Source organism: Bombella apis, from assembly GCF_018221685.1.
In the GTDB taxonomy this organism is placed as follows: domain Bacteria; phylum Pseudomonadota; class Alphaproteobacteria; order Acetobacterales; family Acetobacteraceae; genus Bombella; species Bombella apis.
This window is the reverse complement of the sequence record NZ_JAGJTM010000004.1, coordinates 151627-175792: the sequence shown is the minus strand read 5'-3', so window position 1 is coordinate 175792 and position 24166 is coordinate 151627. Positions and strand designations below refer to the sequence as shown.

The 24166-nt window shown below is 60.9% G+C and carries 22 protein-coding genes; 10 read left to right on the top strand and 12 right to left on the bottom strand.

The features are described from left to right. Positions 1-108: 108 nt before the first annotated feature. The 4 genes from J8Z04_RS03990 (at position 109) to J8Z04_RS03975 (ending at position 3554) form a co-directional block, all read left to right on the top strand. Positions 109-795, top strand: coding sequence for a winged helix-turn-helix domain-containing protein (locus J8Z04_RS03990; protein ID WP_043558662.1), 687 nt, complete (start codon positions 109-111; stop codon positions 793-795). A gap of 11 nt (positions 796-806) precedes the next feature. After that, complete coding sequence (locus tag J8Z04_RS03985; RefSeq protein ID WP_086431722.1) at positions 807-2333, top strand: sensor histidine kinase; 1527 nt, start codon at positions 807-809, stop codon at positions 2331-2333. Between the two features lie 76 nt (positions 2334-2409). Continuing rightward, complete coding sequence (locus J8Z04_RS03980) at positions 2410-2757, top strand: hypothetical protein (RefSeq protein WP_227449758.1); 348 nt, start codon at positions 2410-2412, stop codon at positions 2755-2757. Then, the gene (locus tag J8Z04_RS03975) at positions 2754-3554 is read left to right on the top strand and encodes an SIMPL domain-containing protein (protein WP_156878796.1); all 801 of its coding nucleotides are present in this window, start codon (positions 2754-2756) and stop codon (positions 3552-3554) included. Before J8Z04_RS03980 ends, J8Z04_RS03975 begins: the two co-directional genes overlap by 4 nt. A gap of 17 nt (positions 3555-3571) precedes the next feature. On the opposite strand, the gene J8Z04_RS03970 is transcribed toward J8Z04_RS03975, so the two are convergent. Further along, complete coding sequence (locus J8Z04_RS03970; protein WP_232086389.1) at positions 3572-4855, bottom strand: S1C family serine protease; 1284 nt, start codon at positions 4853-4855, stop codon at positions 3572-3574. 367 nt (positions 4856-5222) lie between these two features. Between J8Z04_RS03970 and J8Z04_RS03965 the strand changes: the two genes are divergently transcribed. Next, the gene (locus J8Z04_RS03965; RefSeq protein WP_192848563.1) at positions 5223-6290 is read left to right on the top strand and encodes a glycosyltransferase family 32 protein; all 1068 of its coding nucleotides are present in this window, start codon (positions 5223-5225) and stop codon (positions 6288-6290) included. A gap of 68 nt (positions 6291-6358) precedes the next feature. Here the strand turns inward: J8Z04_RS03965 and hrpB are convergent, their stop codons facing one another. The 5 genes from hrpB to J8Z04_RS03940 form a co-directional block, all read right to left on the bottom strand. Next, a complete protein-coding gene (gene hrpB / locus J8Z04_RS03960; protein WP_192848562.1) occupies positions 6359-8848 on the bottom strand; it encodes an ATP-dependent helicase HrpB in 2490 nt (829 codons plus the stop codon). Between the two features lie 27 nt (positions 8849-8875). After that, the gene (locus J8Z04_RS03955) at positions 8876-9415 is read right to left on the bottom strand and encodes an adenine phosphoribosyltransferase (protein WP_043558665.1); all 540 of its coding nucleotides are present in this window, start codon (positions 9413-9415) and stop codon (positions 8876-8878) included. Positions 9416-9510: 95 nt separating this feature from the next. Then, positions 9511-10773 carry a multidrug effflux MFS transporter gene (locus J8Z04_RS03950; RefSeq protein ID WP_192848561.1) on the bottom strand — a complete coding sequence of 421 codons (1263 nt, stop codon included), beginning with the start codon at positions 10771-10773 and terminating at the stop codon, positions 9511-9513. Further along, a complete protein-coding gene (locus J8Z04_RS03945) occupies positions 10770-11423 on the bottom strand; it encodes a TVP38/TMEM64 family protein (protein ID WP_192848560.1) in 654 nt (217 codons plus the stop codon). Before J8Z04_RS03945 ends, J8Z04_RS03950 begins: the two co-directional genes overlap by 4 nt. 14 nt (positions 11424-11437) lie before the next feature. After that, a complete protein-coding gene (locus J8Z04_RS03940; RefSeq protein ID WP_043558668.1) occupies positions 11438-12016 on the bottom strand; it encodes an NUDIX domain-containing protein in 579 nt (192 codons plus the stop codon). 274 nt (positions 12017-12290) lie between these two features. Between J8Z04_RS03940 and J8Z04_RS03935 the strand changes: the two genes are divergently transcribed. Both J8Z04_RS03935 and J8Z04_RS03930 read left to right on the top strand, forming a co-directional pair. Then, complete coding sequence (locus J8Z04_RS03935) at positions 12291-13532, top strand: MFS transporter (protein ID WP_192848559.1); 1242 nt, start codon at positions 12291-12293, stop codon at positions 13530-13532. 123 nt (positions 13533-13655) lie between these two features. Then, positions 13656-14210, top strand: a complete 555-nt coding sequence (locus J8Z04_RS03930; RefSeq protein WP_043558779.1) for an LOG family protein — start codon at positions 13656-13658, stop codon at positions 14208-14210. On the opposite strand, the gene murA is transcribed toward J8Z04_RS03930, so the two are convergent. From murA to J8Z04_RS03900, 6 genes are all read right to left on the bottom strand, one after another. Beyond that, the gene (gene murA / locus J8Z04_RS03925; protein WP_043558672.1) at positions 14176-15450 is read right to left on the bottom strand and encodes a UDP-N-acetylglucosamine 1-carboxyvinyltransferase; all 1275 of its coding nucleotides are present in this window, start codon (positions 15448-15450) and stop codon (positions 14176-14178) included. The two genes, J8Z04_RS03930 and murA, sit on opposite strands and share 35 nt — an antisense overlap. A gap of 71 nt (positions 15451-15521) precedes the next feature. Further along, positions 15522-16073, bottom strand: a complete 552-nt coding sequence (gene dcd / locus J8Z04_RS03920) for a dCTP deaminase (RefSeq protein WP_043558674.1) — start codon at positions 16071-16073, stop codon at positions 15522-15524. 159 nt (positions 16074-16232) lie between these two features. Next, positions 16233-17222 (bottom strand): DMT family transporter, encoded by a 990-nt coding sequence (locus J8Z04_RS03915; protein WP_227431401.1) that lies wholly within the window; start codon positions 17220-17222, stop codon positions 16233-16235. Continuing rightward, positions 17223-17399: a hypothetical protein gene (locus J8Z04_RS03910; RefSeq protein WP_166651588.1), complete on the bottom strand. Its 177-nt coding sequence runs from the start codon at positions 17397-17399 to the stop codon at positions 17223-17225. Beyond that, positions 17396-18595 carry a glycosyltransferase family 4 protein gene (locus J8Z04_RS03905; protein ID WP_086431746.1) on the bottom strand — a complete coding sequence of 400 codons (1200 nt, stop codon included), beginning with the start codon at positions 18593-18595 and terminating at the stop codon, positions 17396-17398. The genes J8Z04_RS03910 and J8Z04_RS03905 overlap by 4 nt, the downstream gene beginning before the upstream one ends. Positions 18596-18635: 40 nt before the next feature. Next, positions 18636-19661 carry a hypothetical protein gene (locus J8Z04_RS03900; protein ID WP_043558785.1) on the bottom strand — a complete coding sequence of 342 codons (1026 nt, stop codon included), beginning with the start codon at positions 19659-19661 and terminating at the stop codon, positions 18636-18638. A gap of 484 nt (positions 19662-20145) precedes the next feature. Between J8Z04_RS03900 and dnaK the strand changes: the two genes are divergently transcribed. From dnaK to dapB, 3 genes are all read left to right on the top strand, one after another. Beyond that, positions 20146-22044 carry a molecular chaperone DnaK gene (gene dnaK / locus J8Z04_RS03895; RefSeq protein WP_192848558.1) on the top strand — a complete coding sequence of 633 codons (1899 nt, stop codon included), beginning with the start codon at positions 20146-20148 and terminating at the stop codon, positions 22042-22044. A 190-nt stretch (positions 22045-22234) separates the two neighbouring features. Beyond that, the gene (gene dnaJ, locus J8Z04_RS03890; protein WP_192848557.1) at positions 22235-23377 is read left to right on the top strand and encodes a molecular chaperone DnaJ; all 1143 of its coding nucleotides are present in this window, start codon (positions 22235-22237) and stop codon (positions 23375-23377) included. A gap of 12 nt (positions 23378-23389) precedes the next feature. Next, on the top strand, positions 23390-24142 hold the full coding sequence (gene dapB / locus J8Z04_RS03885) for a 4-hydroxy-tetrahydrodipicolinate reductase (protein ID WP_192848556.1): 753 nt from the start codon (positions 23390-23392) through the stop codon (positions 24140-24142). Positions 24143-24166: the final 24 nt, after the last annotated feature.

Sequence of the window (24166 nt, the reverse complement as noted above, 5' to 3'; positions counted from 1 at the left end):
TAGGGCCCGACCACCAGGCAAGGGCCTGCTTCCCTTTTGCCCCGGCTTGCCGCTATCCTGCCCCACAACGATACACCACGCAGCATATCAGGAAAACAGGCAGGACCAATGCGTATTCTACTGGTTGAGGATGATCCGACTGTCCGCTCCTTTGTCCTCAAGGGGCTGAAAGAAGCTGGCCATAACGTGGACCAGGCCGACAACGGCAAGGATGGGCTGTATCTGGCCATTGGCGAGAAATACGACATCATCATCCTCGACAGGATGCTCCCCGGTGGCATTGACGGGCTGAACATCCTTGAAACCCTGCGTGGCCAGAAGAACAACACCCCCGTGCTGCTGCTCTCCGCTCTTTCCGACGTGGATGACAGGGTGGATGGGCTGCGGGCCGGCGGGGATGATTATGTCACGAAGCCTTTCGCCTTCTCCGAGCTTCTGGCCCGTGTGGAAGCCCTAGGGCGCCGGGGCCACAATGAATCCGCCCCGGAAACATCCCTGACCGTAGGCGACCTGACGCTGGACCTCCTCTCCCGCGAAGTCCGCCGTGATGGGCAGAAAATCGATCTCCAGCCCCGTGAATTCCGCCTTCTGGAGTTTCTCGTCCGCCATGCGGGGCAGGTTGTCACCCGGACGATGCTGCTGGAGAAAGTCTGGGACTATCACTTCGACCCGCAGACGAACGTGATTGATGTCCATGTCTCCCGCCTGCGCCAGAAAGTGGACAAGCCGTTTGAGACGGCCATCATCCACACGGTCCGCAATGCAGGCTATATCCTCCGCCCCACGCAGGACTGACAGCCAACACCATGGCAGAGGAAAGGACACCCCTATACCGCCGTCTGTCCCGCCGCCACCTGTTCCGACTCCCTCTCCTCCACAGCCGGAACGGAAAACGGCGCTGGCCCATCCGCTCGGCGGGCATCAATTTTGCTCTGGGCTATGGTGTCCTGTTCCTCATTTCGGCCACGCTGTTTCTCTCTTTCATCTGGTGGAGCAGCACAAACCTGCTGAACGACCATGTCCGTGCCTTCATCGAGACGGATGCGCAGGAACTCCGGCACCGCTGGGGGCACGGCGGGGCCCCCGCCCTGAGTGAGGCCATCAATGACAGGCTGGAACAGAACATTGATGATGACGCCCTCTATCTGCTGATAGACCGCCATGGGCGGCGAATGGCGGGCAACCTGCCGGGCTGGCCGGTGGCCGTCAAAAAGATGAACCACTTTTACGAGCTGACCATCCGCCGCTACACCTTCACGACGCCTGCCCAGTTCAAGGCCTATACCCTGCCGCATGGCTTCAAGCTGATTGTCGGGCACGACATACGGGGCCGCACCCTCCTCAGCACTGTCATCACCCGCACGCTCATCTGGTGTGCCGTCATGATCTCCCTGCTGGCCGTGGGCGGCGCCCTGGTGGTACGGGACCTCTTCCGCCGCATGGTTGGCTCCATCGCCCGTACAGCCTCTGCCGTAGCCAATGGCGACCTCAACCACCGCATCGCCCTGACAGGCAGTGAAACCGATCTCGTCGCCGAAACGGTCAATACCATGCTGGACAGGATCAACCGGCTGATGGAGGGCGTCCGCCAGGTCTCCAACGCCATTGCGCATGACCTGCGCACCCCCATAACCCGGGCCCGCAACCAGCTGGAAGAAGCTTTCTTCTCTGCCACCTCACCCGATGAACTGCGCACGGCCGTGGACAGGGCCATCGGGGACCTGGACCACATTACCGGCATCTTCGAGGCCCTCCTCCGGATCGCCCAGATAGAAGCAGGAGCACGCCGTTCGGCCTTCACGACCGTCAACCTCAACCAGCTCCTGTCCAACATGGCTGAACTCTACGAAGCCTCGGCCGAGGATGCCGGGCTGAGCCTGGCACTGGATGTCACCCCTCTGCCCTCCCTGTTTGGTGATGAAAGAATGCTCCAGCAGGCACTGGCCAACCTGCTGGACAATGCCATAAAATTCTCCCCACCAAACAGTATGCTGACCCTCAGCGCCCATCCCGTCATGGCCGGAACAGCCCCGGGCAGCGGCGCAGAGAAAAAACCACAGGGACTCGAGATCAGCGTCCGGGATCAGGGGCCGGGAATGAATGATGCCGACATACTGCGCGCCCACGAGCGCTTCTTCCGGGCTGAAAGCGCCCGCAACACGCCAGGCTCCGGCCTTGGCCTCTCTCTGGTACAGGCCGTCACCAGCCTGCATCATGGCCGTCTGACCCTTACCCAGGCCAATCCCGGCCTGAAAGTCACACTCTTCCTGCCCCTTCTGCCAGAAGCAGAACGGACCGGCAGAAGCACCACTCCGGCGGAAACCACACCATGAGACACCGTCCCGTCAGGCCTGTTACCAAATCTTCATTCCTCGCCCATCTTCCGGGCAAACAAGCTGTGATAGTCTGATGACCATGCGCACCGTTTTCTTCCTCACTGTCCTTCTCCTGCTGGCCCAGATGCCGCTCCGGCCGGGGCACGCCTGGGGGTCACTACTGCCGGAAGAAGAACCCTCCACCCCTGCGCAGGACCTTGTCATCACCAGCGACAGCCAGGCTTACTGCGCCCAGCTCAGCGAGCATCTGGCAGAAAAGATGCGCATGCCTCATGATGTTCCCGTCGGGGCCATGGATGATGCACGGCATCTTCAGGAAGAAGGGCAGGAACTCTGCCAGCAGAACCACATACGGGCAGGCATAGGCCGCCTGCGGCGCGCACTTGTTCTGCTGAAAAATCAGGAAGGCTCCCACCAATGACCCTCCATCGTTCGCTGAAATTCACGGGCCTGACTGCACTGGCCACCGGATGTCTGCTAGGCAGCGTGGCCATGGCAGCACCCCCGGCACCAACCATCCCCGATGGCGAACCCCCTGCCATGATCCCGCCAGAGCCGCCACACCCACATGGTACGCTGCTCGCCTTTGCCGTTTCTGATGAAGCACAGGCAAAGGCAGATACGCTCTCCATACGCTTTTCAGCCAGAACGGAGGGCAGTTCTCCCACCGGCACCCAGCAGCACCTCAACCAGCTTGTCAGCAGTGCCATGGCCATCCTGAAAGATCAGCCGGACGTGAAAAGTACGGCGGAGACTTACACGGTCGGGCAGGAATATGGTCCTCATGACAAACGCAGCTGGGTTGCCCGCCAGAGCCTGACCCTGAGCAGCCAGAACCGTGACGGCCTGCTTGCTCTGGCCGAAAAACTTCAGAAACTGGGGCTGGGCCTTGAGGACATGCAATGGACTCTCAACCCCGAGACCCGTGAAAAGCTGGAAAAGCAGGCCCGTCTGGGGGCCCTGAAAAAGCTCCGCCAGCAGGCCGAGGAAGATGCCGCCGCTCTGGGCCAGACCCTGATTGGTCTGGAACGTGTGCGTATCGGGAGCCACGGCGCAGATGGTTTTGAACCGCTCCACCCCGCAGGTCCGATGCTCATGATGGCCGAAGCCCGCAGCGCTGCCGCAGCACCGGAGAGCACGGCAGAAATGCAGACCGTCCGTGTCACCGTCAGCGCTCAGGCCCGTCTGGCAGACAGGGAACCCCCGACTGCACCCTGATGGAGGGGCAGCCAGCCCTAGAAAACCGTCGTGGGGCGCTTGCCCAGCGCAACCGGGAGGGTGATGATCTTGCCCTCCCGCCTTATGGTGAAATTGAAAACCGTCCCGGGATGGGCTGCCGCAACACTGCGCAACACCGTCCGGGCATCATGCACCGGGATGTTGCCAATCGCCAGGATGGCATCCTTCTTCCGCAGGCCTCCCCGCCATGCCGCTCCGTGAGGATCCACATCCTCCACCCACATGGGGAAACTGGAATCGTTGAGCGTCACACCCAGCCAGCCATGTTCCACATGGCCCGTCTGGCGGATGGCCTCCACGACAGGCGCCACAATTTCCGACGGAATACCAAAGCCAATCCCCACGGAACCATCACTGGGGGACGCAATGGCGGCGTTCATTGCCACGACCTGCCCCTGGAGATTGAAAGCAGGCCCACCAGAATTGCCCGGATTGATGGGGGCATCCAGCTGCATGAAGTCATCCAGCGCCCCACTGCCCAGATCTCGTCCGACAGCAGAAACAATGCCCGCCGTCACTGACGACCCGAACCCGAACGGATTGCCTGCCACAAGTATCCAGTCCCCGATTTCCACCTGCCGGCTGTCCCCCCAGGAAACGCAGGGCAGCGGTGTCGGGCTATCCACCTTGATGACGGCAATATCCGTCATCGGGTCATCCCCCAGGCTGTGAGCGGGCAGGGAGCGGCCGTCAGACAGGGACACCATGATCCTCGTGGCGTGGCCGATGACATGCCGGTTCGTCACGATGATGCCAGAAGCATCCACCACGAAACCGGATCCCGCCCCTGTCAGCTCGTCATCAGCCGGATGCAGCATGTGATGCCCCTTGCCCGTCACATGATGCCGGAGACGATGCTTCTTCCGGGGGGCCGGTGAAGCGCGGCGCTGCTCCTGGCTGGCAGGCGGAGAGGCCGTATCAGGCTCTCCCTCATCATCCTCATCCGCCGAGGATGACGCATGAGAGATTGAAATATTCACCACCGCCGGAATGACCTGATGGACCAGAGGCGCAAAACTGGGCAGATTCAACGCCTCCCGCAAAACGGGCGCTTCATGGTTCACACCCACGGGCAGGGCCCCCACCGGCGTGGCAGCAGGCGGCAGCACAAGCGGAGACGATACCGGAACAGGCGGATGACGGACCGCCTTATACAGGCTCGTATTCTTTATCGGCTCGGGAACTTTTTCCCCACCAGGCACCCACCACAGGCATACGCCCGCAGCCACCATGCTCCCCACGGCCGCCGGCAGCAGGACAGACCAGACCAAGTGCCTCATAACCGGCTGCATTCACATGCGCTCCCCTCACTGCGGCACGGCTGCCGCAATGTCTCTTCAAGTCTTCCACTCCCTACCACACTCCATCCCGTTTGAAAGCACCTTCCTGACCTTCAGGCTGTACCACATATCAGCCCGCCCCAGCAGAAAACACCCCGTCTCCACCTTGCAAAATACTTGCAGGGACCCGGTCTCCGTGGCAGTTTACTTTTCTTTCATTTTCAGGGCAGGTAGGGCAGGTCAGGAAAGACCCAGCATTCAGACAGCACGGGCTGAAAACAGCCATGGTGACATGGCCTCACCATCGCTCCCCCCACCTCCTGAAGACCTGAAAAAGACATGCCGGATGCGCCAGAAGGACGGATACATGACAGCCCACAGCGAACGTAATGCAATTGCCCTGCATCACCCGATTTTCGTGACGTATTTCTTTACGGTTCTCATCATCCAGAATGATGAGTTCAGGCATGTCGATTTCTGCGACATCGAACATTACAGGGCCTGCCTCCCCACCCATGAACAGCTGAGGGCACATGGCATCACCGTCCTGAACCCGAAGGATGATACGTTCGTCCTGCTGAAAGACGGCAATTTCCTGTCCGCCCGCCCCGAAGGCACCTTCGGCTTCGCCAACAAGGCCAACTGGTGGGAAGAGTTCAAACGCCTCTCAAGCATTCCTTTCAAATTCGTTCAGGAAAAACCTTTTTCTCCCCATATACCGCACATCATCCACCAGACAGACAATGCCCTTCACCCGGAAACAGGCTATCTTGAAAACATAACGTCCCTGAAAACAATGAATAAGGACTGGGAGTACCGGTATTATTCAGAAAAAGACCGCATTGACTTCATCCATACCCATTATGGATGGGACGTGTTGAGTGTCTATCTGCGGCTGAACCGCCTCTATGGCGCAGCACAGGCGGATTTTTTCAGATATCTCTGTCTGTATCAGCATGGCGGCGTCTATCTGGACATGAAATCGGGCAGCAGCCGGCCATTATCCTCCATTATCCGTGATGACGACCAGTTCATCATTTCACAATGGGACTGGAGCCTGCCCCAATACTTCGAATGGGGCAAAAAAGCCGAACTTTCCCACATTGAAGGGGGCGAATTCCCCATATGGTGTCTCATCTGTGCGCCGGGCCATCCTCTTATGGCCAAGGTCATCAACCAGCTGATCGCTAACATCTTCCTTTACACGCCCAACCTGCACAGCACGGGCAGCGTGGCAACACTGAAAGTGACCGGCCCCATCCTGTTCACAAGAGTCGTCTTCAACAACCTGAACAAATTCGACATCAGGATGGAAAACATTCTGGCGAAGGGCCTCAATCCCCACATGGTGAAGAACATTTACCGCAAGGACCAATATCACGAGCAGGTCCTGCCCCTCGTCATACAATCCACCCGTGTAGGCGATACCATATGATGGCCTCTCCTCCCCGAAGCAGCACATGCTCGAACCACCGGGGACAGAAAACCGAAGACTGAACGGCCTCAAGCCTCCTCGGCGGGATTTTCGGGCCATTTATGTCTGGGGTAGCGCCCCCGCATGTCCCGCCGCATGTCCAGCCAGCCTGACGTCCAGAACTGGGCAAGGTCCGCCGTCACGGCCTGTGGCCGTCCGGCAGGGGACAGCAGGGTAGCATGGAGCGGCACCCGGCCACCTGCCAGCTGCGGCAGGGCCGTGGTGCCATAAAAGTCCTGCGCCCGGGCAGAAAGGGATGGCACGACCGTCGTGTAATCAATGCGCCTGCGCCCGACCTTCAGAGCCACATGGGACGGAAGCTGGCGGTCCAGCTCCTGCCTGTCCTCATAGGACAGACGGCTGGCCAGAATGGCCACAAGGTCCAGCTCCTGAATCTGTGTGAGCCGGTCCAGTCCCGCAAGCCACGGTTCCAGCCACTCCATGTCCTCGGCCAGAGCCTCGTCAGACAGATCAGGCAGATGGGGCGCATAATGCGTCCGGGCCAGAGCGACACGGGCCTGAAACTGGCGGGCCGCCGCCGACCAGTCCAGATGCCGGGCCAGATCAGACCGCACCTTCGCCAGAAGGGCCACCGTGATGTCTTCCGCCTCGGGGAGGACATTACGATCCTTCAGCACCAGATTGCCCAGCCGCAGCCTCTGCCGGACAATAACCTTGCCCGATGTACCATCAAGGGCCGGTTCCCGCTGTTCCTTCAGGCTGGCCTGTACGGAATCGGGCAGGGTCTCCAGCGTGACCGGAGCCGCAAGGGTCATGTCCGTCCCCTTGCGGACATGGAAGGCCGCCCCAGCCAGAAGGTCCTCCCGCACCAGCGGGTCTGTCGCCCCCAAGCGGGCACTGCCACCTCCTGCCAGACGGTACCGTCCATCGGCACTGGTCCGCTGTGCCAGACGGTCAGGGAACCCCGCCGCCACCAGACGTCCCGCGACGTGACCCGTCAGCCCATCGCTCACGAGGTCCGCAAGACCATCCGGCCCTGTCCCCTGCCCGGCCCGGCGCAGGAACCGCCCCGCAGCATGGCGGAGCTGCCGCAACACATGCCTGGGAACACGGGCATCATCCTGCATGAAGAGTTTCAGACGCAGCCGGAGGTCAGCGGAGGCCTCTCCTCCCCGGCCCCCACGGCCGCCCAGCGGATCACGTTCTTCCAGAAGGGCCGCCAGACAGGCCGCCACGGCCATCTCCTCCACCGTCCGGGCAGCGCAGAGCATCGCAGCCAGCCGGGGATGCGTACCAAACCCGACCATCCGCTGCCCCAGAGCCGTCAGCTCCCGCTGACCATCCAGAGCCCCCAGAAACTGGAGAAGGGACTGCGCTGCGGCCAGTCCCCCCTCCGGGGCTGGCTCGATGAGCGGCAGAGCCGCCGGGGCCGTGCCCATCGCCTGCTGCCAGGCTGCCGTCACGAGGGCAAAATCACACAGGTCCGCCTCCCTTATGGCGGGGACTTCCTGCACGATCAGGCTACGCTGGGTCATTTCAGACCAGAGACGGATGGCAATACCGGGAGCCTGACGCCCCGCACGGCCTGCCCTCTGTTCCGCCGTTGCCCGGGAAATGCGCCGTGTATGAAGGCGGGGCAGGCCCGTACCGGCATCACGCTGGGGCAGACGCCGCCAGCCACCATCCACCACCACACGCACACCGGGAACCGTCACGGACGTTTCGGCAATGGATGTCGCCAGCACGATACGCCGCCCGGACTCCGGAGCCAGCGCACGGGCCTGATCCTCCACCGACTGCTCCCCGTAAAGAAGATAGACGGGCACATGGTCCCCAAGAAGTCCCTGAAGACTGGCCTGCGCCCTGCGGATTTCTCCTACCCCAGGCAGGAACGCCAGAATGGAGCCCTCTTCCTCCCGCCAGGCCTGTGCCACGGCCTGGGCACAGCTCTCCGGCAGATCACGCAGATGGGCAATGTCCCGCCGGTAGCGGACCTCCACCGGGTGCTGCCGTCCGTCACTCTCGATCAGCGGGGCCTGAAGGGCGGTCGTGAAAAGGCCCGCATCTAGCGTGGCGGACATGGCCACGAGCCGCAGCTCCGGCCGCAGGCTCTGCTGCATGTCCCGGCAGAACCCCAGAGCCGTGTCGCCATCCAGTGACCGCTCATGCACTTCATCAAACAGGACGGCAGATACGCCATCCAGCAGGGGGTCTGCCAGCAGGCGGCGGACCAGCAGACCCTCCGTGACGACTTCAATACGGGTCCGGGCCGAAACGGCACTGTCGATGCGGGTGCGATAGCCGATCACCCCGCCGGGGGCTTCACCCCGCAAGGCCGCCATGCGCTGGGCCGCTCCCCGTACGGCCACACGCCGTGGCTCCACAAGCAGGATACGGCCATCCCCCAGCCAGCCAGGCGCAACCTCCAGCAGAAAAGGCGGCACGGCCGTAGTCTTTCCGGCACCCGGCGGCGCCACCAGCACGGCATTGGAGCCAGCAGCCAGTGCCTCCAGCAAAGCCGGCAGGACCGCCGTCACGGGCAGGGAATCCGACCTCATGCTGCCTCCTGTAGGCCCTGTCCCGGCTCAGTCCTCGTATGTCAGAAGGGACGTGACCGGCACGTCAACCTTTCCACGGCCTCCCAGAGCCAGCAGCTCGATCATCACGGAAGCCCCGACAACCTCGGCCCCAGCCTTGCGCAGAAGGTCGATGGAGGCAGCCAGCGTACCGCCGGTTGCCAGAAGATCATCCAGCACCACCACACGCTGGCCGGGACGGACGGCATCCGCCTGGATGTGCAGCTCATCCTCACCATATTCGAGGCTGTATCTGTGGGAAATGGTCTTGCCCGGCAGCTTGCCCGGCTTGCGCAGCATGGTGAAACCACAGCCGAGGCGGGTTGCCAGCGGAGCTGCCGTGAGGAAGCCACGGCTCTCGATCCCTGCCAGAAGGTCTGGCTGGAAGCGGGCCACCGCCTGCGCCAGACGCCCCGTAGCCACCTGCCACGCTTCCGGATTCCGGATCAGGGTGGAAATGTCATAGAACAGGATGCCCGGTTTCGGAAAATCCGGAACTTCACGGATATACTGTTTCAAATCCAGCGGAGCGGGGTCTTCAAAGGACATGGCAGGCCTTCACATTGCAGGTCATGATATGCACGAAGCCCCCCTTATAGGCCCTTGTGCCGTCCTTTTGAAAGGGAAGGCTCTCCTTGCTGCCATCAGGGAGCCATGCGGGCAAACAGGATCATGAGGAGGAAAGCCGCCAGCAGCATTCCCCCCATCGGGATCGCCGTACCCACCGGCAGCCATGAGAACATGACACTGGCCAGAATACCGAACACATACTGCCCCGTCCCCGCCAGAGCGGTAGCGACACCGGCATTGCGCCCCTGTGTCAGCAGGGCACCGGCCATGGCATTGGGGCCAATGCATCCCCCCGGCCCCAGCGCACAGAGCATCGCCCCGAACAGTGGCCAGAGATAGATGTGCCTGAGATGCCCTGCCGCATCGACATCCAGTGCGGACCAGATGGCCAGCCCCAGCAGTACAACCGCCCCGAAACAGCTGACACCCAGCCCGATCCGAAGCAGGGTCCGGCTGTGATAGTAGTTCAGCAGCCAGGCATTGATCTGGGACGAACCGATCATGCACACCGCCATCACGCCAAACAGCACGCCATACTGGAACGGCGTGAACGCATACACGCTCTCGAAGAGGAAGGGTGCAGCCGTCAGATAGGTGAAAATGACGAATCCCTGCACCATCCAGATGAGCGCATTGAAGCGGTAGTTCCTGTCCTTCAGGGTCTGCCCATACCGAACGATAATGGGCCAGAGACGCATGGGGTGACGGTCTTCGCCATCCAGTGTTTCTGGCAGGAAAAGGAAGACCGCCAGCAGCCCCACTACACCATAAAGGGACGTTGCCCAGAAAATGTCCCGCCAGCTGATGAACTGGAGAGCAAAACCACCCAGAGCCGGCGCCAGAATGGGCACGACACCCTGTATGAGAATAAGGCGGGACATCATCTTCGCCGTGGCGTCGCCGACTGTCAGGTCCCTGACGCAGGCATTGGGCACCACGAGGCTGGCAGCCCCCATCAGGGCGGCAAAAGCCCGGAAGAAACAGAGCATGGGCATGGAGGTCGAAAGGGCACAGCCTGCTGCGGCCAGAGCATAGAACAGGGTACCCACAAGCAGCGGACGACGACGACCAAAGCGGTCCGTCACCGGCCCGACAATGATCTGCCCGATGGCCAGCCCCGCCACCCAGGCCGCCATCGTCAGGCTGCCCGTTCCCGGTGCGGAACCAAGCTGCTGCTCCATCTCTGGCAGGGCCGGCAGATAGATATCTGTCGAGACAGGGCCAACCGCCGTCAGCGTTCCCAGAAGGATCGGCAGCCAGAAAGGCATCTTCCCACCCTTGATAAGCGGTTTGCCAATCAGGGCATGTTCAAAAAAGCCATGCTGTGACGTCTTCATGCTCCGCTATCCTGCCTTTCCCATCTCATCTCTTTGTGAAACCCGCGTAATACCCAGCCTCCCAACACGGCGGAAAGAAGTGCCAGCACGGCGGCGGTAACCAGTGCCCAGCCATGGCGTAGTTCTACACTCCTGCCAGCCAGAAGAAAAACCAGATTCTGGGGCAACCCTCCCAGCATGGTCGCCAGCAGGAACCGGCCAACTGCAAGCCCCGCCATGCCAGACGAGACCGATACCAGGAGGGCAGACCCGACCGGCAGCAGCCGGGCACAGGCCACCATGCGGAATGGAGCCCGCTGTCCAGCCCGGATGAACCACGGCACGTTAACCGCCCTGACCGGGCATTTCCACCGCCAGAGCCGCCCCCAGCCATAGCCCAGCAGGGCACCGGCCCCATAGGCCAGGCTGGCCTCCACCACCCCGATGCCAATGCCAAACCCCGCTCCCAGCACGAAACAGAGTGCCTGCCGGGGCAGACCAAAAGCACAATACAGCACGGCCAGCGGCAGGACCCGCAGGGCCGCATAAGGCTGCCCGGCCCACTCCCGCATCAGTCCCAGCCCATGCTGGATGGCCGGAATCCGCCACAAAAGCAGCGGCCCTCCCACCAGAAGCAGGACCAGAAGAGCGGGGCGGACTGCCGCCCGCAACGGAACGGGACTCCTCAGAGCAGACCCCGGGCCCGTATCTGGGCATAGGCGGCCAGCGTAACCATGCAGGTCATCTCCCCTTCCACGATCATGCGCTCAAACTCGGCAAGCGGGATGTCTTTCACCTTCATGTCGGCTTCCGTCGCTTCCCGCTCGGCCTCACCACGGACAAGATTCCGGGCCAGAAAAACATGCCCCATCTGCGTGGAGTATCCAGCTCCCTGATACAGTGTCCCTGCATGGATCAACTCACCGGCACGCAGGCCCGTTTCCTCCCGCAGCTCACCAAGGGCAAGCTCCGTGGCATCTGCATCCGGCCGTGTCTCCCACATGCCCATGGGGAACTCCCAGAGCCGCTTTCCCACCGGGTAGCGGAACTGCTGGACCAGTGTCAGGCGACCATCAGCATGCATGGGCATGATGACGGCAAACGTCCCCCGTTCGACAACGCCGTACAGACCCTTCCTGCCACCAGGATGGATGATCCTGTCTTCCCGCACCGCAGTCCATGGGTTTTCATAAACCATCTCGGAAGAAAGAATCTGGTAGCCTGCATCCTCACAGGCTTTCTTTACCGCATCATCAATCATCATCGGCTCCTTCGCAGCAATGGCCGGTCGCTCATCATCGTGATCAGGCCGCCCTGTATCATGGTGAAGAAGAAAAAGTGAAACGCTTTACCCCAACCAGCCAGATATCATCCTACTGACATCCCTGCATGGCAGCCATTCATAACTATGCAAGCTGGGCAAATCATTGCCCCGTGACGCAAAAGGCTTTCTCACCTATGGTCGATAACCAAGAAAGGCTGTGCCGGTTACAGTTACCAGGTGGGCACGGCTTGCGGAAACTGCAAAGGGGACGCCCATGTCTGATGAAGACGCAACCTATACGTGCTCGCCGACCATGCGGGTCATGCCCGTAGTCCTGTTCAACCTCCTTGTCTATTTTGTCATCGGGCTGCCCAATGCCATCATTGGTGCCCAGTTCGTGCACAACACGCTGGGTTTCAGCACAGCCATTGCCGCCAGCACCATCTCCCTGCAGTACATCGGTACCGCCATGGGGCGTGTGATCGTCGGTCATCGCATTGACGTGCATGGCCCCAAGGCCATTCTGCGGTATGGTCTCATCTTCTGCACCATCTCCGGCCTGCTGATGTGCCTTGCGGCTCTGATCCCCAGCTTCATGGGCCTGAATGACACGTCCCGCTATGTGGCCCTGGGCATTGCCCTCATCAGCCGTCTCTTCATCGGCTGGTCCGAGAGCTGCACCTCCACCTCCGTCACGACATGGAACCTGCGCCGCGTCGGCCCTGCGCACTCCTCCGTCGCCATCTCCTGGAACGGTGTCACCTCCTACGGTGGTATCGCCGTTGGCGTGACCGTCGGCCAGTTCCTCAGCGGCCTCCTGCCGAACATCCGGCTGCTGCCCGTCGGCATTTTTGCCACCCTGCTGGGTATTGGCGGCATCATCCTGCTGACCTTCTACAAAGCCATCAAGCCGCTGCCGAGCAAAGGCAAGCCGATGTCCTTCGCCCTCGCCGTCAAGAAAGTGCTGCCGTATGGTGCCGCTCTGGCTGCCGGGTCTGTCGGCTTTGGTACGGTCAACAGCTTCCTGGCCCTGTATTACACGGATAACCACTGGACTGGCCTGGGTGTGGCCTTCGGCGTTTTCGCTGCCTGCTTCATCTTCATGCGTATTTTCGTCTCCGGCCAGATCGACAAGCATGGCGGTGTGCCGATCGCTTACATGTCCCTGGTGACGGAAGCCATTGCCATGGCCGTCTTCTGCCTGGTGCACAACCCCACGGGTGGCCTGATCGGTGCTGCACTGACGGGTGCGGGCTTCTCCCTGCTCTTCCCCGCCATGGGCACCATGGCCGTCCGTACCGATGGGCCGGAGTTCCACGGTATCCTGATCGCCGCCTACTCCATCTTCACCGACCTGACCATCGTGATTTCCAGCTGGTTCATGGGCGGTCTGCGTGACCACATGGGCTGGGGTGTCATGTTTGCCGTGGCTGGTGTGCTCTGCATCAGTGGTATCGCCTTCAGTGCCATCTTCTCCCGTATTCCGGGATGTGGTGTGCCGAAAAACGCTGCCTGACCAACAGCCGCCTGCTGGGTGGGGGCCTTTCCCGGTTCCTCCCCAGCGGGGCTGCCAGTTGCCAGAATGCCGGGCACAGTCTTCTCTGCCCGGCATTTTTCTGTTCGGAGGAAACAGTCCATCATGACCATCCGCTCCTGCTCCGTCTTCTGCGGGTCACGCCCCGGGCACGATCCGGCCCACATGCAGGTAGCCCGTGCCCTCGGAACAGCCCTGGGGGAAGCGGGTCTCACTCTCGTCTATGGGGGCGGGACTGCTGGCCTGATGGGCGCCGTGGCCGATGCTACCCTGCTGGCCGGCGGTACCGTAAAAGGCATCATTCCCCGCTTTCTGGAAGCGCAGGAAATCCTGCATGAAGGCGTCACAGACCTGGAAGTGACAGAAGACATGCCCAGCCGGAAAGCCCGGCTATTCGAGGAAGCTGACGCTTATGTCATCCTCCCCGGAGGGTTTGGCACATTCGACGAATTCATGGAGGTTCTCGTGAACCGCCAGCTGGGGCTGAGCCAGCGGCCCATCATCATTCTCAACACCAATGGCTGGGCCGACCCGCTCATCGCCCTGCTGCAGGCCACGCAGGCACAGGGTTTCGCCGATGCAGGGGCAGAAACCCTCTACGAGGTCGTAACGGACGTGCCCAGCGTCATGCGGCGTCTGAAGAAACCTTCACACGCCTGATCTTGGCCCCGCAGGCGGAGAGCTTCTTCTCCACATGCTCATACCCACGGTCGAGATGATAGACACGGCTCAGTTCCGTCTCACCCTCGGCCACGAGGCCAGCCAGGATCAGTGAAAAAGATGCCCTCAGATCCGTGGCCATCACCTTGGCACCAGAGAGGCGTTCCACCCCACGGATCACGGCTGACCGCCCCTGGATGGTGATGTTGGCCCCCATGCGGTTCAGTTCCGGCACATGCATGAAACGGTTCTCGAAGATCGTTTCCGTGATCATGGACGCTCCCTCCGCTACAGAGAGCATGGCCATGAACTGCGCCTGCATGTCGGTCGGGAAACCGGGGTAAGGTTCGGTTGTCAGGTCCAGCCCCCGCAGCTTTCCCTCACTCCGTATCCGCAAGCCATCAGCCTCTTCCGTAACATCCACGCCAACCTGCTGGAGCGCATAGACAACCGCTTCCTGATCTACCATGCGGCCACCTTCCAGCAGGACATCCCCACCCGTCATGCCCACGGCGCAGGCATAGGTGCCACACTCGATGCGGTCTGGCATGACGGAGTAACGAGCACCATGAAGCTGCTCCACCCCCTCTACCATGATGGTGCCGGAATGTGCCCCGGTGATCTTCGCCCCCATGGCATTGAGGCAGTTGGCAAGGTCCAGAATTTCCGGCTCCCGGGCAGCATTGACGATCTCCGTCGTGCCACGGGCCAGCGTGGCTGCCATGAGAACATTCTCCGTCGCCCCCACACTGGGGAATGGCAGCACGACACGCCCGCCCTTCAGGCCATTGGGCGCTCTGGCATTGATGTACCCCCCCTCCAGCGTGATCTCGGCGCCCAGGGCCTCCAGTCCTTTGAGATGAAGGTCCACCGGGCGTGTCCCGATGGCACACCCACCCGGCAGGGAGACACGGGCTTCTCCCATACGGGTCAGCAGAGGTCCCAGAACAAGAATGGAGGCCCGCATCCGGGACACGATGTCGTAAGGAGCCTCTACCGACTGGATGGTTCCACCAAGGCTGAGCTGCCGGGGACCATCAATCTCCACCACGTCATAACCCAGCTGCCCCAGCAGGGTCCGCATGGTACGGATATCCGCAATATCGGGAATATTGGAAAGGATGAGAGGCCCTTCGGAAAGCAGGGCGGCCACCATCAGTTTCAGGCCCGAATTCTTGGCCCCACCAACAGAAATGCGCCCCTCAAGACGGTGGCCACCTTCGATCAGGAAATAATCCATCTGTCTCTCTCCATACCTCATCCCATCACCGTGCCTCACAGGCTGGATGAGGTTCTCTGCTTGTCTGAATTTTAAAGCCGCGGGGGCGTTACACCGGACTGGCGCATATACTTTCCGGCACGGTCAGCATAGCTGACTTCACAAGGACTGGCTCCCTGAAAAAACAGAAACTGGCAGATGCCCTCATTGGCATAGATACGGGCTGGCAGGGGGGTGGTATTGCTGATCTCGATGGTCACCTGCCCCTCCCATTCCGGCTCCAGCGGTGTGACATTGACGATGATCCCACAGCGGGCATAGGTGGACTTGCCAAGGCACACGACCAGCGTATCACGGGGGATGCGGAAATATTCCACCGTATGGGCCAGTGCAAAACTGTTGGGCGGGATGATGATGTCCCCGCGGCGTGTCACGAAACTGTCAGCAGAGAAATTCTTGGGGTCCACCACGGCACTGTCAACATCTGTGAAGATGTGAAATTCATCAGCGACACGAGCATCATACCCATAGGAGGACAACCCGTAGGAAATGACCTTCTCACGCTTCTGCGCCTCGACAAACGGCTCTATCATGCCGTGTTCCTGCGCCATGTGGCGTATCCAGTGGTCAGGCATGATCGACATGGCCGTTCTCCCTTGTGGATGGTGATGTCTTACTGAAAATCGACAAAAACCTGACAGGGACAGACCGCCCCCGGACAGAGACAGACCCGACCAGCCGGGCCTGCCCTGTCATATCATCTGTCTGCCCCGGCGCAAAGCGGAGGAACGGCCCGGAGGAGGTCAATCCCCCGATGAACCACGGATCACCAGCTCAGACATGCTGAGCCGACGGCGACGCTTCCTCTCCGAAGGCAGTTCACGCACGGCACCACCACGCAACGTCCGACGGAAGCGGGGCCAGCGGGGTTTTACCTCACTGGCCAGCACACCAGCCACAATGAAACCAGCCCCAATGAGCGTGGTCATCGTCAACACGTCACCCGTCACCCAGCCAACCAGCCCCCCCCAGATCGGCTCACTGGAATAGATGAGGGTCGCCTTGGTGGGAGAGACCGTTTTCTGCGCCCAGTTGAGCACCAGCTGGGTAGCCGCACTCACAATGCCCATCACCAGCGCACACCCCATCCAGCCCCAGCTGAAGGCGGGCACATGCTCTCCCATTACCGGCATGGCACAGAAAGCAAAAAGTCCACCCGCCACAAGCTGGACAAACGCCATACGGCGGCTATCCGTGTGAAGAGCGAACAGCCCGACGCAGATGATCTCAAAAGCGTAAGAAAAAGTCCCCAGCAGGGTCAGGCCGTCACCCGTGCTCATAGTCAGGCCGGTCTTCCACGGCTCGGCCAGCAGAACCAGCCCAACGAAGGCAAGAAAAATGCCGGCAATCCCACTCCTGCTCGGAGCCTTGCGCAGGATGATCCACTGAAGCAGCGGCACCAACGGCACATAGAGAGCTGTCAAAAAGGCAGAACGGCTGCTGGTGATGCTCATCAGCCCGATCGTCTGACAGATGTAACCGAAAGCCAGCACGATACCGATCAGCCCGCCACGCCATATCTCCGAACGTGGAATCCCCTGCATGATATGCTTGCGCCCGACAAAACAGACCACAAACAAGGCAGCGATGAGGAACCGGACCCCGATGAAAAACAGAGGACCGCTAGTCTTCAGCGCCATCTGGATGATGTAGTAGGTCCCCCCCCACAACACCGTGATGATACCGAGGGCAACCTCCTGCCGCGATGGCAGTGGCAGACGCGGGCTGGTCACTCAGCGATCCCCCTGGCTGGCAGAGGCTGTTACACGCCCAGACACGGCCGGACGGCTGCGCTGCTGCTGTTTGCGACGCAGAAGGTTGGCCCGCAGGGCCTGGGCTTCCCGCAGCTGGCGCTCCTGCCGTGCTGTCATGGGGGCTTCGCCGGTCTTTCTCTCCTGTTCAGGCTTCATGAACCTGCATCCCTCTCCTCATGAAAGCGCACAAACGCTTCCCGCAAGCCAGCAGGAAGCAGCTCATCATACACGCCCAGCGTCGCCCGCTGCATGTGCTGCTTGGTATAATGGGCAAGAGCATGGGCACGGATCTCGTCCTGCCGCTCTGCCATAAGTTCTGGTGGCACGTCCAGCACTTCCCTCAGGGCACCGGCCAGCGCCCGATGGTCCCCCGCCGGAACAAGCGTCCCGCTTTCACCATGCTGTATGGTTTCCTTCAGGCCGCCACGGGCCGAGCCGATCACCCAGCAGCCCATCATCTGTGCTTCCACCGGCACCCGCCCGAAGGGCTCAGGCCGGAGAGAAGGCACCGTCACAACATGCGCCAGCCGGTAGGCCGCTGCCATGTCCCGGCAGGGACCAGCAAAACGCAGACGAGTCGCTATGCCCCGCTCCTCGGCCATCCTGTGCAGCATCCGGGCATAGCTGCTGTCCTCCCCTGGCCCGACCATGACGCAGACCCAGTCCAGCCCCGGATGATGGGTGGCCAGATAGCCAAGAGCCTCGATCAGACATTCCTGTCCTTTCCAGCGGGTCATACGGCCGGGCATGAGAATGATGCGGCTTTCCTCACCAATCCGCCAGCGCTCCAGCAGCGTCTGCATCTGGAGGCCTTTCACCGCCCCCGGGGAAAAAATCTCCGGATCACTGCCACGGGGGATGATGCGCAGCCTGTCCTCCCCAACCCTGTAATCATGCCGCAGTCTCTCGCCGATATGCTCGGAAACGGCAATGACACGCTGCCCCCGTACCAGAGCGGAATTATAGAACTTCTTGAGCCAGAAATTCGTCTGGTGGTCACCGTGCCAGGTCGTCACCAACGGCACTTTCTCCCGGCGGCAGGCCACAACCGCCACAAGAGCCGGATACCGGGACCGGGCATGGACAAGATCGACCCCCTCCTGCCGGATCAGCATCTGCAAGGCCTTCACCCGGCTGAAAAAATACCGCAGGGACATCCTCTTGCGAAACGCCAGCTCCACATGCTCACCACCGACATACCGCAGACGGGACAGCAGAGCTCCACTCTCCGCCGCCACGAGCGCCCGGCCACCGGCCTGACTTATGGCTTCGGCCATGTCGATGGCGCCACGCTCAAGGCCGCCAATACCCAATGCCGGCAGAATCTGAAGGATCACCGGTTTCTGCTTCATGACCATTTTTCCGCTATGTCCACACCCATCCCGTGCCCGGTCACCCTGCCGGAATCGTCACGACGGCACCGCCGCCATGACTAGTTGCCGCAAGGGTACTGAGGACCTGCACCATGGTGAATGCCTCCTTGCTACGGAAATCCGTATCGGAAATCCAGTACCAGCACTTTTTATAGAAAACGGAAACATAGCTTTCCCCAGGTTCATTCCTGCCGGAATGAATGGCAACCTCAGGGCGGCTCTCGATGCCAACCTGCCCGATGGTCGGCAGGGTCCTGCCAGAGCGGACATCCTTCTCCGGCACTTCCATCTCATAGGAAAGCTGGGTCAGCATGGCGAGCATGGACCGTGTGAGAATGGCGATCTGCCCCTGTTTCTTCGGATATGGCCCATAGACGATCTCCGCCTCCGCCGTATTGGGCTCCAGATGCAGCAGGCGGCGTACCTCCCCCTGTATGGCCTGAAGATTGCTGTCCGCCGTGGTTGTCAGCACAAGATAGATATGCTCGCCAGACGTATTGCCTGATCCCCCGCCACCATTGCCGGACCCGGCATTGCCATTCCCCTGACCGGTTGCACTGCTGGCACCCGATTTCCCCCCCTTGCCGGAGGCAGCCGGGTCATCGGTAGAAATACGTACCGTCATCGCCCCGGCCAGCTGAAGCTGGCGCAGGTCATGCAGAAGCAGGTAGAACCGCACGGACCCACCCCCGAATGGCCCGACACCCCGCACATTGGACAATCCATCAATGGACTGTGCCGTCAGCCGCAGGAGAGTGTCGATGGCCATGCCACCAAGACTGAGCGGCATGATGGCCGTGGGCGAAATGGGACGCACCACATTTTCCGCATACTGCTCACCTGTCAGAGGCTGATAGGTGATGGTCGGATTTTCCGCCTGGGAAAGTGTCCCCGTTCCAAACAGGTAATTGCTGACAGCAGAAGCCGGATAGCCATAGTACCCCCCCGAAACACTGCGGGAGAAGTTGTAACCGGCAATCACCTGTGTCGTGTCAAGAAACGCAGGCGGCTCGCCATAACGCAGCCGCACGATATTGAGCAGCATCTCACGCTTCTGCACTTCCCCCAGTGCCCGGGAATAAGCCAGCTGATCATTCTGGAGATGTTCCGGCCCTATGGGCTGGCAGGCACACAGCAGCAGAAAAGTAGCAGACGGCAGAAAAAGAACCGAACACCGGGTCGGGCCCCGCCCCGGCTCGGAAAACAGGGGCAGAAGACGGCCCGCCTTGCGGAACAGGGAAAACAGACAGGACAGAAGACAGGCTCCCACGGATGAAACCGGTTGCAGGGTAAAGGTGGGACCTTACCCGAAAAAGAAGACCTTGACCAAAAAGAAACTCCTCACACCTCCAGCAGGACACTGTAAATCTTTTCCATTCCTGCTCTTGAAACACAAGACACCCCTCCCCAGATCGAACAGCAAGGGTGTTGCAGGCCTTGGCCTGCCCCCAGACCTGATAACGTCGCAATAGGGCTTCTCCCAATGCCTTGAGGGGTTGTGGGAAGCCGCTGAAAAGGGACAGATATCCATGGGCAAGATTATTGGTATTGACCTCGGGACCACCAACTCCTGCGTTGCAGTCCGCGAGGGTAACGAGAACAGGGTGATCGAGAACAGCGAAGGTGCCCGCACCACGCCGTCTGTCGTTGCCTTTACAGATAGCGGTGAGCGTCTGGTCGGTCAGGCCGCCAAGCGTCAGGCCGTCACCAACCCCACCAACACGCTTTATGCCGTCAAGCGTCTGATCGGTCGCCGCTACGATGACCCGACCGTCGCCAAGGACCAGAAGACCGTTCCCTATGAAATCGTGAAGGGTGACAACGGCGATGCATGGGTGCGTGCCCGTGGTGAGAACTACGCTCCGTCCCAGATTTCCGCCTTCGTTCTCGGCAAGATGAAAGAGACGGCAGAGGCCTATCTGGGCGAGAAGGTGACCGAGGCCGTCATCACCGTTCCGGCCTACTTCAACGATGCACAGCGTCAGGCCACCCGTGATGCTGGCCGCATCGCTGGTCTGGACGTCAAGCGCATCATCAACGAGCCGACCGCCGCCGCTCTCGCTTACGGGCTCGAGAAGGGCGATTCCGGCAACGTGGCCGTGTATGACCTTGGTGGTGGTACATTCGACATCTCCATCCTCGAAATCTCCGATGGCGTGATCGAGGTGAAGTCCACCAATGGTGATACCTTCCTCGGTGGTGAAGACTTCGACAACAAGCTGATCGACTATCTGGCTGACGAGTTCAAGCGTGAGCAGGGTCTGGACCTGCGCACGGACAAGATGGCCCTCCAGCGCCTGAAGGAAGCCGCCGAGAAGGCCAAGATCGAGCTGTCCTCCGCCAAGGAAACGGAAGTCAACCTGCCCTTCATCACGGCAGATGCCTCCGGTCCGAAGCATCTGGTCGTCAAGGTGACCCGTGCGAAGCTGGAAAGCCTCGTTGAAGACCTCATCAAGCGCTCTCTGGAGCCCTGCCGCAAGGCCCTCAAGGATGCTGATCTGACACCGGCTGACATCAAGGAAGTCATCCTTGTCGGTGGCCAGACCCGTATGCCGAAGGTCGTGGAAAGCGTGAAGGAGTTCTTCGGCAAGGAACCCGCCCGCAACGTGAACCCGGACGAAGTGGTTGCCATCGGTGCCGCCGTGCAGGGTGGCGTGCTCCAGGGTGACGTGAAGGACGTGCTGCTGCTGGACGTGACCCCGCTGTCCCTCGGTATCGAGACGCTGGGTGGTGTCTTCACCCGCCTGATCGACCGCAACACGACGATCCCGACCAAGAAGAGCCAGACCTTCTCCACAGCCGAAGACAACCAGCCTGCCGTGACCATCAAGGTCTTCCAGGGTGAGCGCGAAATGGCTGCGGACAACAAGCTGCTCGGCAACTTCGACCTGACAGGCATCGCTCCGGCTCCCCGTGGTGTGCCGCAGATTGAAGTGACCTTCGACATTGACGCCAACGGTATCGTGAACGTCTCCGCCAAGGACAAGGCCACAGGCAAGGAGCAGAACATCTCCATCAAGAGCGATGGTGGTCTCTCCGATGCCGACATTGATCGCATGGTCAAGGAAGCTGAGGAGAACGCCTCTGCTGACAAGGCCCGCCGTGAGCTGGTGGACCTGCGTAACAGCACCGAAGCCATGATCCATCAGACGGAGAAGACCCTCTCCGAAAATGGTGACAAGGTTCCGGCCGCTGACAAGACCGAAGCCGAGGAAGCCATCAAGAAGGCCCGCGAAGCTCTGGAAAGCGACAATGCCGAGACCATCAAGAGCGCCAGCGAGAATCTGACACAGGTTGCCATGAAGGTTGGTCAGGCCGTCCATCAGGCCGGTGCCTCCGCCGGTGAGGAACATCAGGCCGGTGGCAAGACTGACGAAGATGTCGTCGATGCTGAATTCGAAGATGTTGACGACAAGAAAAAGAAATAATCGCTGAAAAGGGACGGAGTCCGTGCCGGCAGGCCGGGCTCCTTTCCTGCGGTTGGCGTCTTGTTTCCCTCTCTCTGCGGGGAACAGGCGCCCTTTTTACATTGAGGGCCTTGCACCTGTCCGGCTCCGGCAGGCCACACCCCGCACGCCTTGTCCGGGTGTCCGCTCTCCTGCGTGACTGAGGATCACTATGGCTACACAGATGGATTATTACGAGACACTCAGTGTCTCCCGCTCCGCAAGCGGTGAAGAGATCAAAAAGGCCTATCGCAAACTGGCCATGCGCTACCATCCCGACCGCAATCCGGGGGACGAAAAGGCCGAGCTGAAATTCAAGGAAGTCAACGCCGCTTACGAAGTGCTGAAAGACGACCAGAAACGGGCCGCCTATGACCGTTTCGGCCATGATGCCTTCCAGAACGGTATGGGCGGCAGCGGTGGAGCCGGTGGTTTTGGTGGCGGCTTCGGCGGTTTTGATGCTGGCGGTCTGGGCGACATTTTCGAGCAGATGTTCAATATGGGCGGACGTCGTGGCCGCCAGCTGCGTCAGGCCGAGGATGTACAGGTCCAGGTCGACATTTCCCTGACGGAAGCCTTCTCAGGCATCAGCAGGGAGATCGAAATCGCCACACGCAAGGCATGTTCCAGCTGTCATGGTTCAGGTTCGGCCGATCCCAACGCCAGCCGGCAGACCTGCCAGACCTGTCACGGGCAGGGTGCCGTGCGGGTACAGCAGGGCTTCTTCGTGGTGGAGCGCCCCTGCCCCACCTGTAACGGCGCAGGCCAGACTGTCAGCAATCCATGCCACAGCTGCCACGGCAGCGGTACGGAAGCCGCCAGAGAGACCGTAAAAATCGACATCCCGGCTGGGATCGAAGATGGCACCCGCATCCGTGTGGCAGGCAAGGGCGAAGCCGGAGGTGAAGGTGTCCAGCCCGGGGACCTTTATGTTCTGGTCACGGTGGACAGTCACAGCATCTTCGAGCGTGAAGGAGCCAATATCCACTGCCGTGTGCCCCTGCGCATGACACAGGCCGCTCTGGGCGACGAGATCGAAGTGCCGCTGATTGATGGTGGCCGGACAATGGTGAAAATCCCTGCCGGGACACAGACAGGCGACAATTTCCGCCTTCGTGGCAAGGGCTTCTCCGTCCTGCACTCCAAGGCACGAGGTGACATGTATATCCGCATCACCGTGGAAACACCCAGCCATCTGACCAAGCGCCAACGTGAGCTGCTGGAGGAGTTTGAGGCCGAAAGCGGTGACCACAGCAAAGGCAGCCCGGAACATACCGGCTTCTTTGCCCGTGTCAAAAAGCTCCTTGACCGGTAAAGGACACCAACGATGAGCAACACCTCCCCCAGCATCGGCATTGCTGGCATCACAGGGCGTCTTGGCCATCTCTGCGCCGAGGAGGCCGGGGCCCTTCTGGCTGGCGGCCTGTCCCGCACGGCAGACCCTGCCCGCAACATCGTCTCCAGCGCATCAGAACTGGCCAGCCGATGCGATGTCATCATTGATGTCAGCCATGCCAGTCTTGTCCCCGCCCATGCCAAAGCCTTCGCTGCGGCAGGCTGTGCCTGGGTTCTGGGCACAACAGGGCTGGACGGAGCAGCCCAGCAGGCCGTGCATGAAGCCGCCGGACAGGTAGCCGTTCTACAGGCGGCCAATTTCTCCCCGGCCCTGACGATGCTGCTTTCCCTGGCCCGTCAGCTTGGCGCCGCCCTGCCGGACTACGATGCTGAAATTCTGGAAGTCCATCACCGCCAGAAGCTGGATGCACCTTCTGGCACGGCACTGGCCATCGGTCGAGCCGTAGCCGCAGGCCGGGATGATGACTTCGAGGCTGTCAGGCGGCTGGATCAGAACGGGAAACGGCCTGATGGTGCCATCGGCTTTGCCTCCCTGCGAGGCGGGCAGGTTGTTGGCGAGCATGATCTGCGCTTCTTTGCCGCTGATGAGGAAATCTCCCTCTCCCACCGGGCGCTGGACCGCCGTGTCTTCGCCCGTGGGGCACTGAAAGCCGCCCTCTGGCTGGCTGATCCCTGCCGCACCCCCGGCCTTTACGGGATGCAGGACGTACTGAACACACCCTGAGCCCCCTGCATCATGTGGGAGCTG

Excerpts from the sequence above, each read along its gene's own strand:
- dcd (WP_043558674.1), bottom strand. The coding sequence starts at position 16,073 with ATGTCGATCATGCCTGACCACTGGATACGCCACATGGCGCAGGAACAC.
- J8Z04_RS03980 (WP_227449758.1), top strand. The coding sequence starts at position 2,410 with ATGACCATGCGCACCGTTTTCTTCCTCACTGTCCTTCTCCTGCTGGCC.
- J8Z04_RS03910 (WP_166651588.1), bottom strand. The coding sequence starts at position 17,399 with ATGAAGCCTGAACAGGAGAGAAAGACCGGCGAAGCCCCCATGACAGCA.
- J8Z04_RS03955 (WP_043558665.1), bottom strand. The coding sequence starts at position 9,415 with ATGTCCTTTGAAGACCCCGCTCCGCTGGATTTGAAACAGTATATCCGT.
- J8Z04_RS03990 (WP_043558662.1), top strand. The coding sequence starts at position 109 with ATGCGTATTCTACTGGTTGAGGATGATCCGACTGTCCGCTCCTTTGTC.
- J8Z04_RS03970 (WP_232086389.1), bottom strand. The coding sequence starts at position 4,855 with ATGAGGCACTTGGTCTGGTCTGTCCTGCTGCCGGCGGCCGTGGGGAGC.
- dnaJ (WP_192848557.1), top strand. The coding sequence starts at position 22,235 with ATGGCTACACAGATGGATTATTACGAGACACTCAGTGTCTCCCGCTCC.
- J8Z04_RS03965 (WP_192848563.1), top strand. The coding sequence starts at position 5,223 with ATGACAGCCCACAGCGAACGTAATGCAATTGCCCTGCATCACCCGATT.
- J8Z04_RS03975 (WP_156878796.1), top strand. The coding sequence starts at position 2,754 with ATGACCCTCCATCGTTCGCTGAAATTCACGGGCCTGACTGCACTGGCC.
- hrpB (WP_192848562.1), bottom strand. The coding sequence starts at position 8,848 with ATGAGGTCGGATTCCCTGCCCGTGACGGCGGTCCTGCCGGCTTTGCTG.
- dapB (WP_192848556.1), top strand. The coding sequence starts at position 23,390 with ATGAGCAACACCTCCCCCAGCATCGGCATTGCTGGCATCACAGGGCGT.
- J8Z04_RS03950 (WP_192848561.1), bottom strand. The coding sequence starts at position 10,773 with ATGAAGACGTCACAGCATGGCTTTTTTGAACATGCCCTGATTGGCAAA.
- J8Z04_RS03900 (WP_043558785.1), bottom strand. The coding sequence starts at position 19,661 with ATGCTGCTCAATATCGTGCGGCTGCGTTATGGCGAGCCGCCTGCGTTT.
- J8Z04_RS03935 (WP_192848559.1), top strand. The coding sequence starts at position 12,291 with ATGTCTGATGAAGACGCAACCTATACGTGCTCGCCGACCATGCGGGTC.
- J8Z04_RS03905 (WP_086431746.1), bottom strand. The coding sequence starts at position 18,595 with ATGAAGCAGAAACCGGTGATCCTTCAGATTCTGCCGGCATTGGGTATT.
- dnaK (WP_192848558.1), top strand. The coding sequence starts at position 20,146 with ATGGGCAAGATTATTGGTATTGACCTCGGGACCACCAACTCCTGCGTT.
- J8Z04_RS03985 (WP_086431722.1), top strand. The coding sequence starts at position 807 with ATGGCAGAGGAAAGGACACCCCTATACCGCCGTCTGTCCCGCCGCCAC.
- J8Z04_RS03940 (WP_043558668.1), bottom strand. The coding sequence starts at position 12,016 with ATGATGATTGATGATGCGGTAAAGAAAGCCTGTGAGGATGCAGGCTAC.
- murA (WP_043558672.1), bottom strand. The coding sequence starts at position 15,450 with ATGGATTATTTCCTGATCGAAGGTGGCCACCGTCTTGAGGGGCGCATT.
- J8Z04_RS03930 (WP_043558779.1), top strand. The coding sequence starts at position 13,656 with ATGACCATCCGCTCCTGCTCCGTCTTCTGCGGGTCACGCCCCGGGCAC.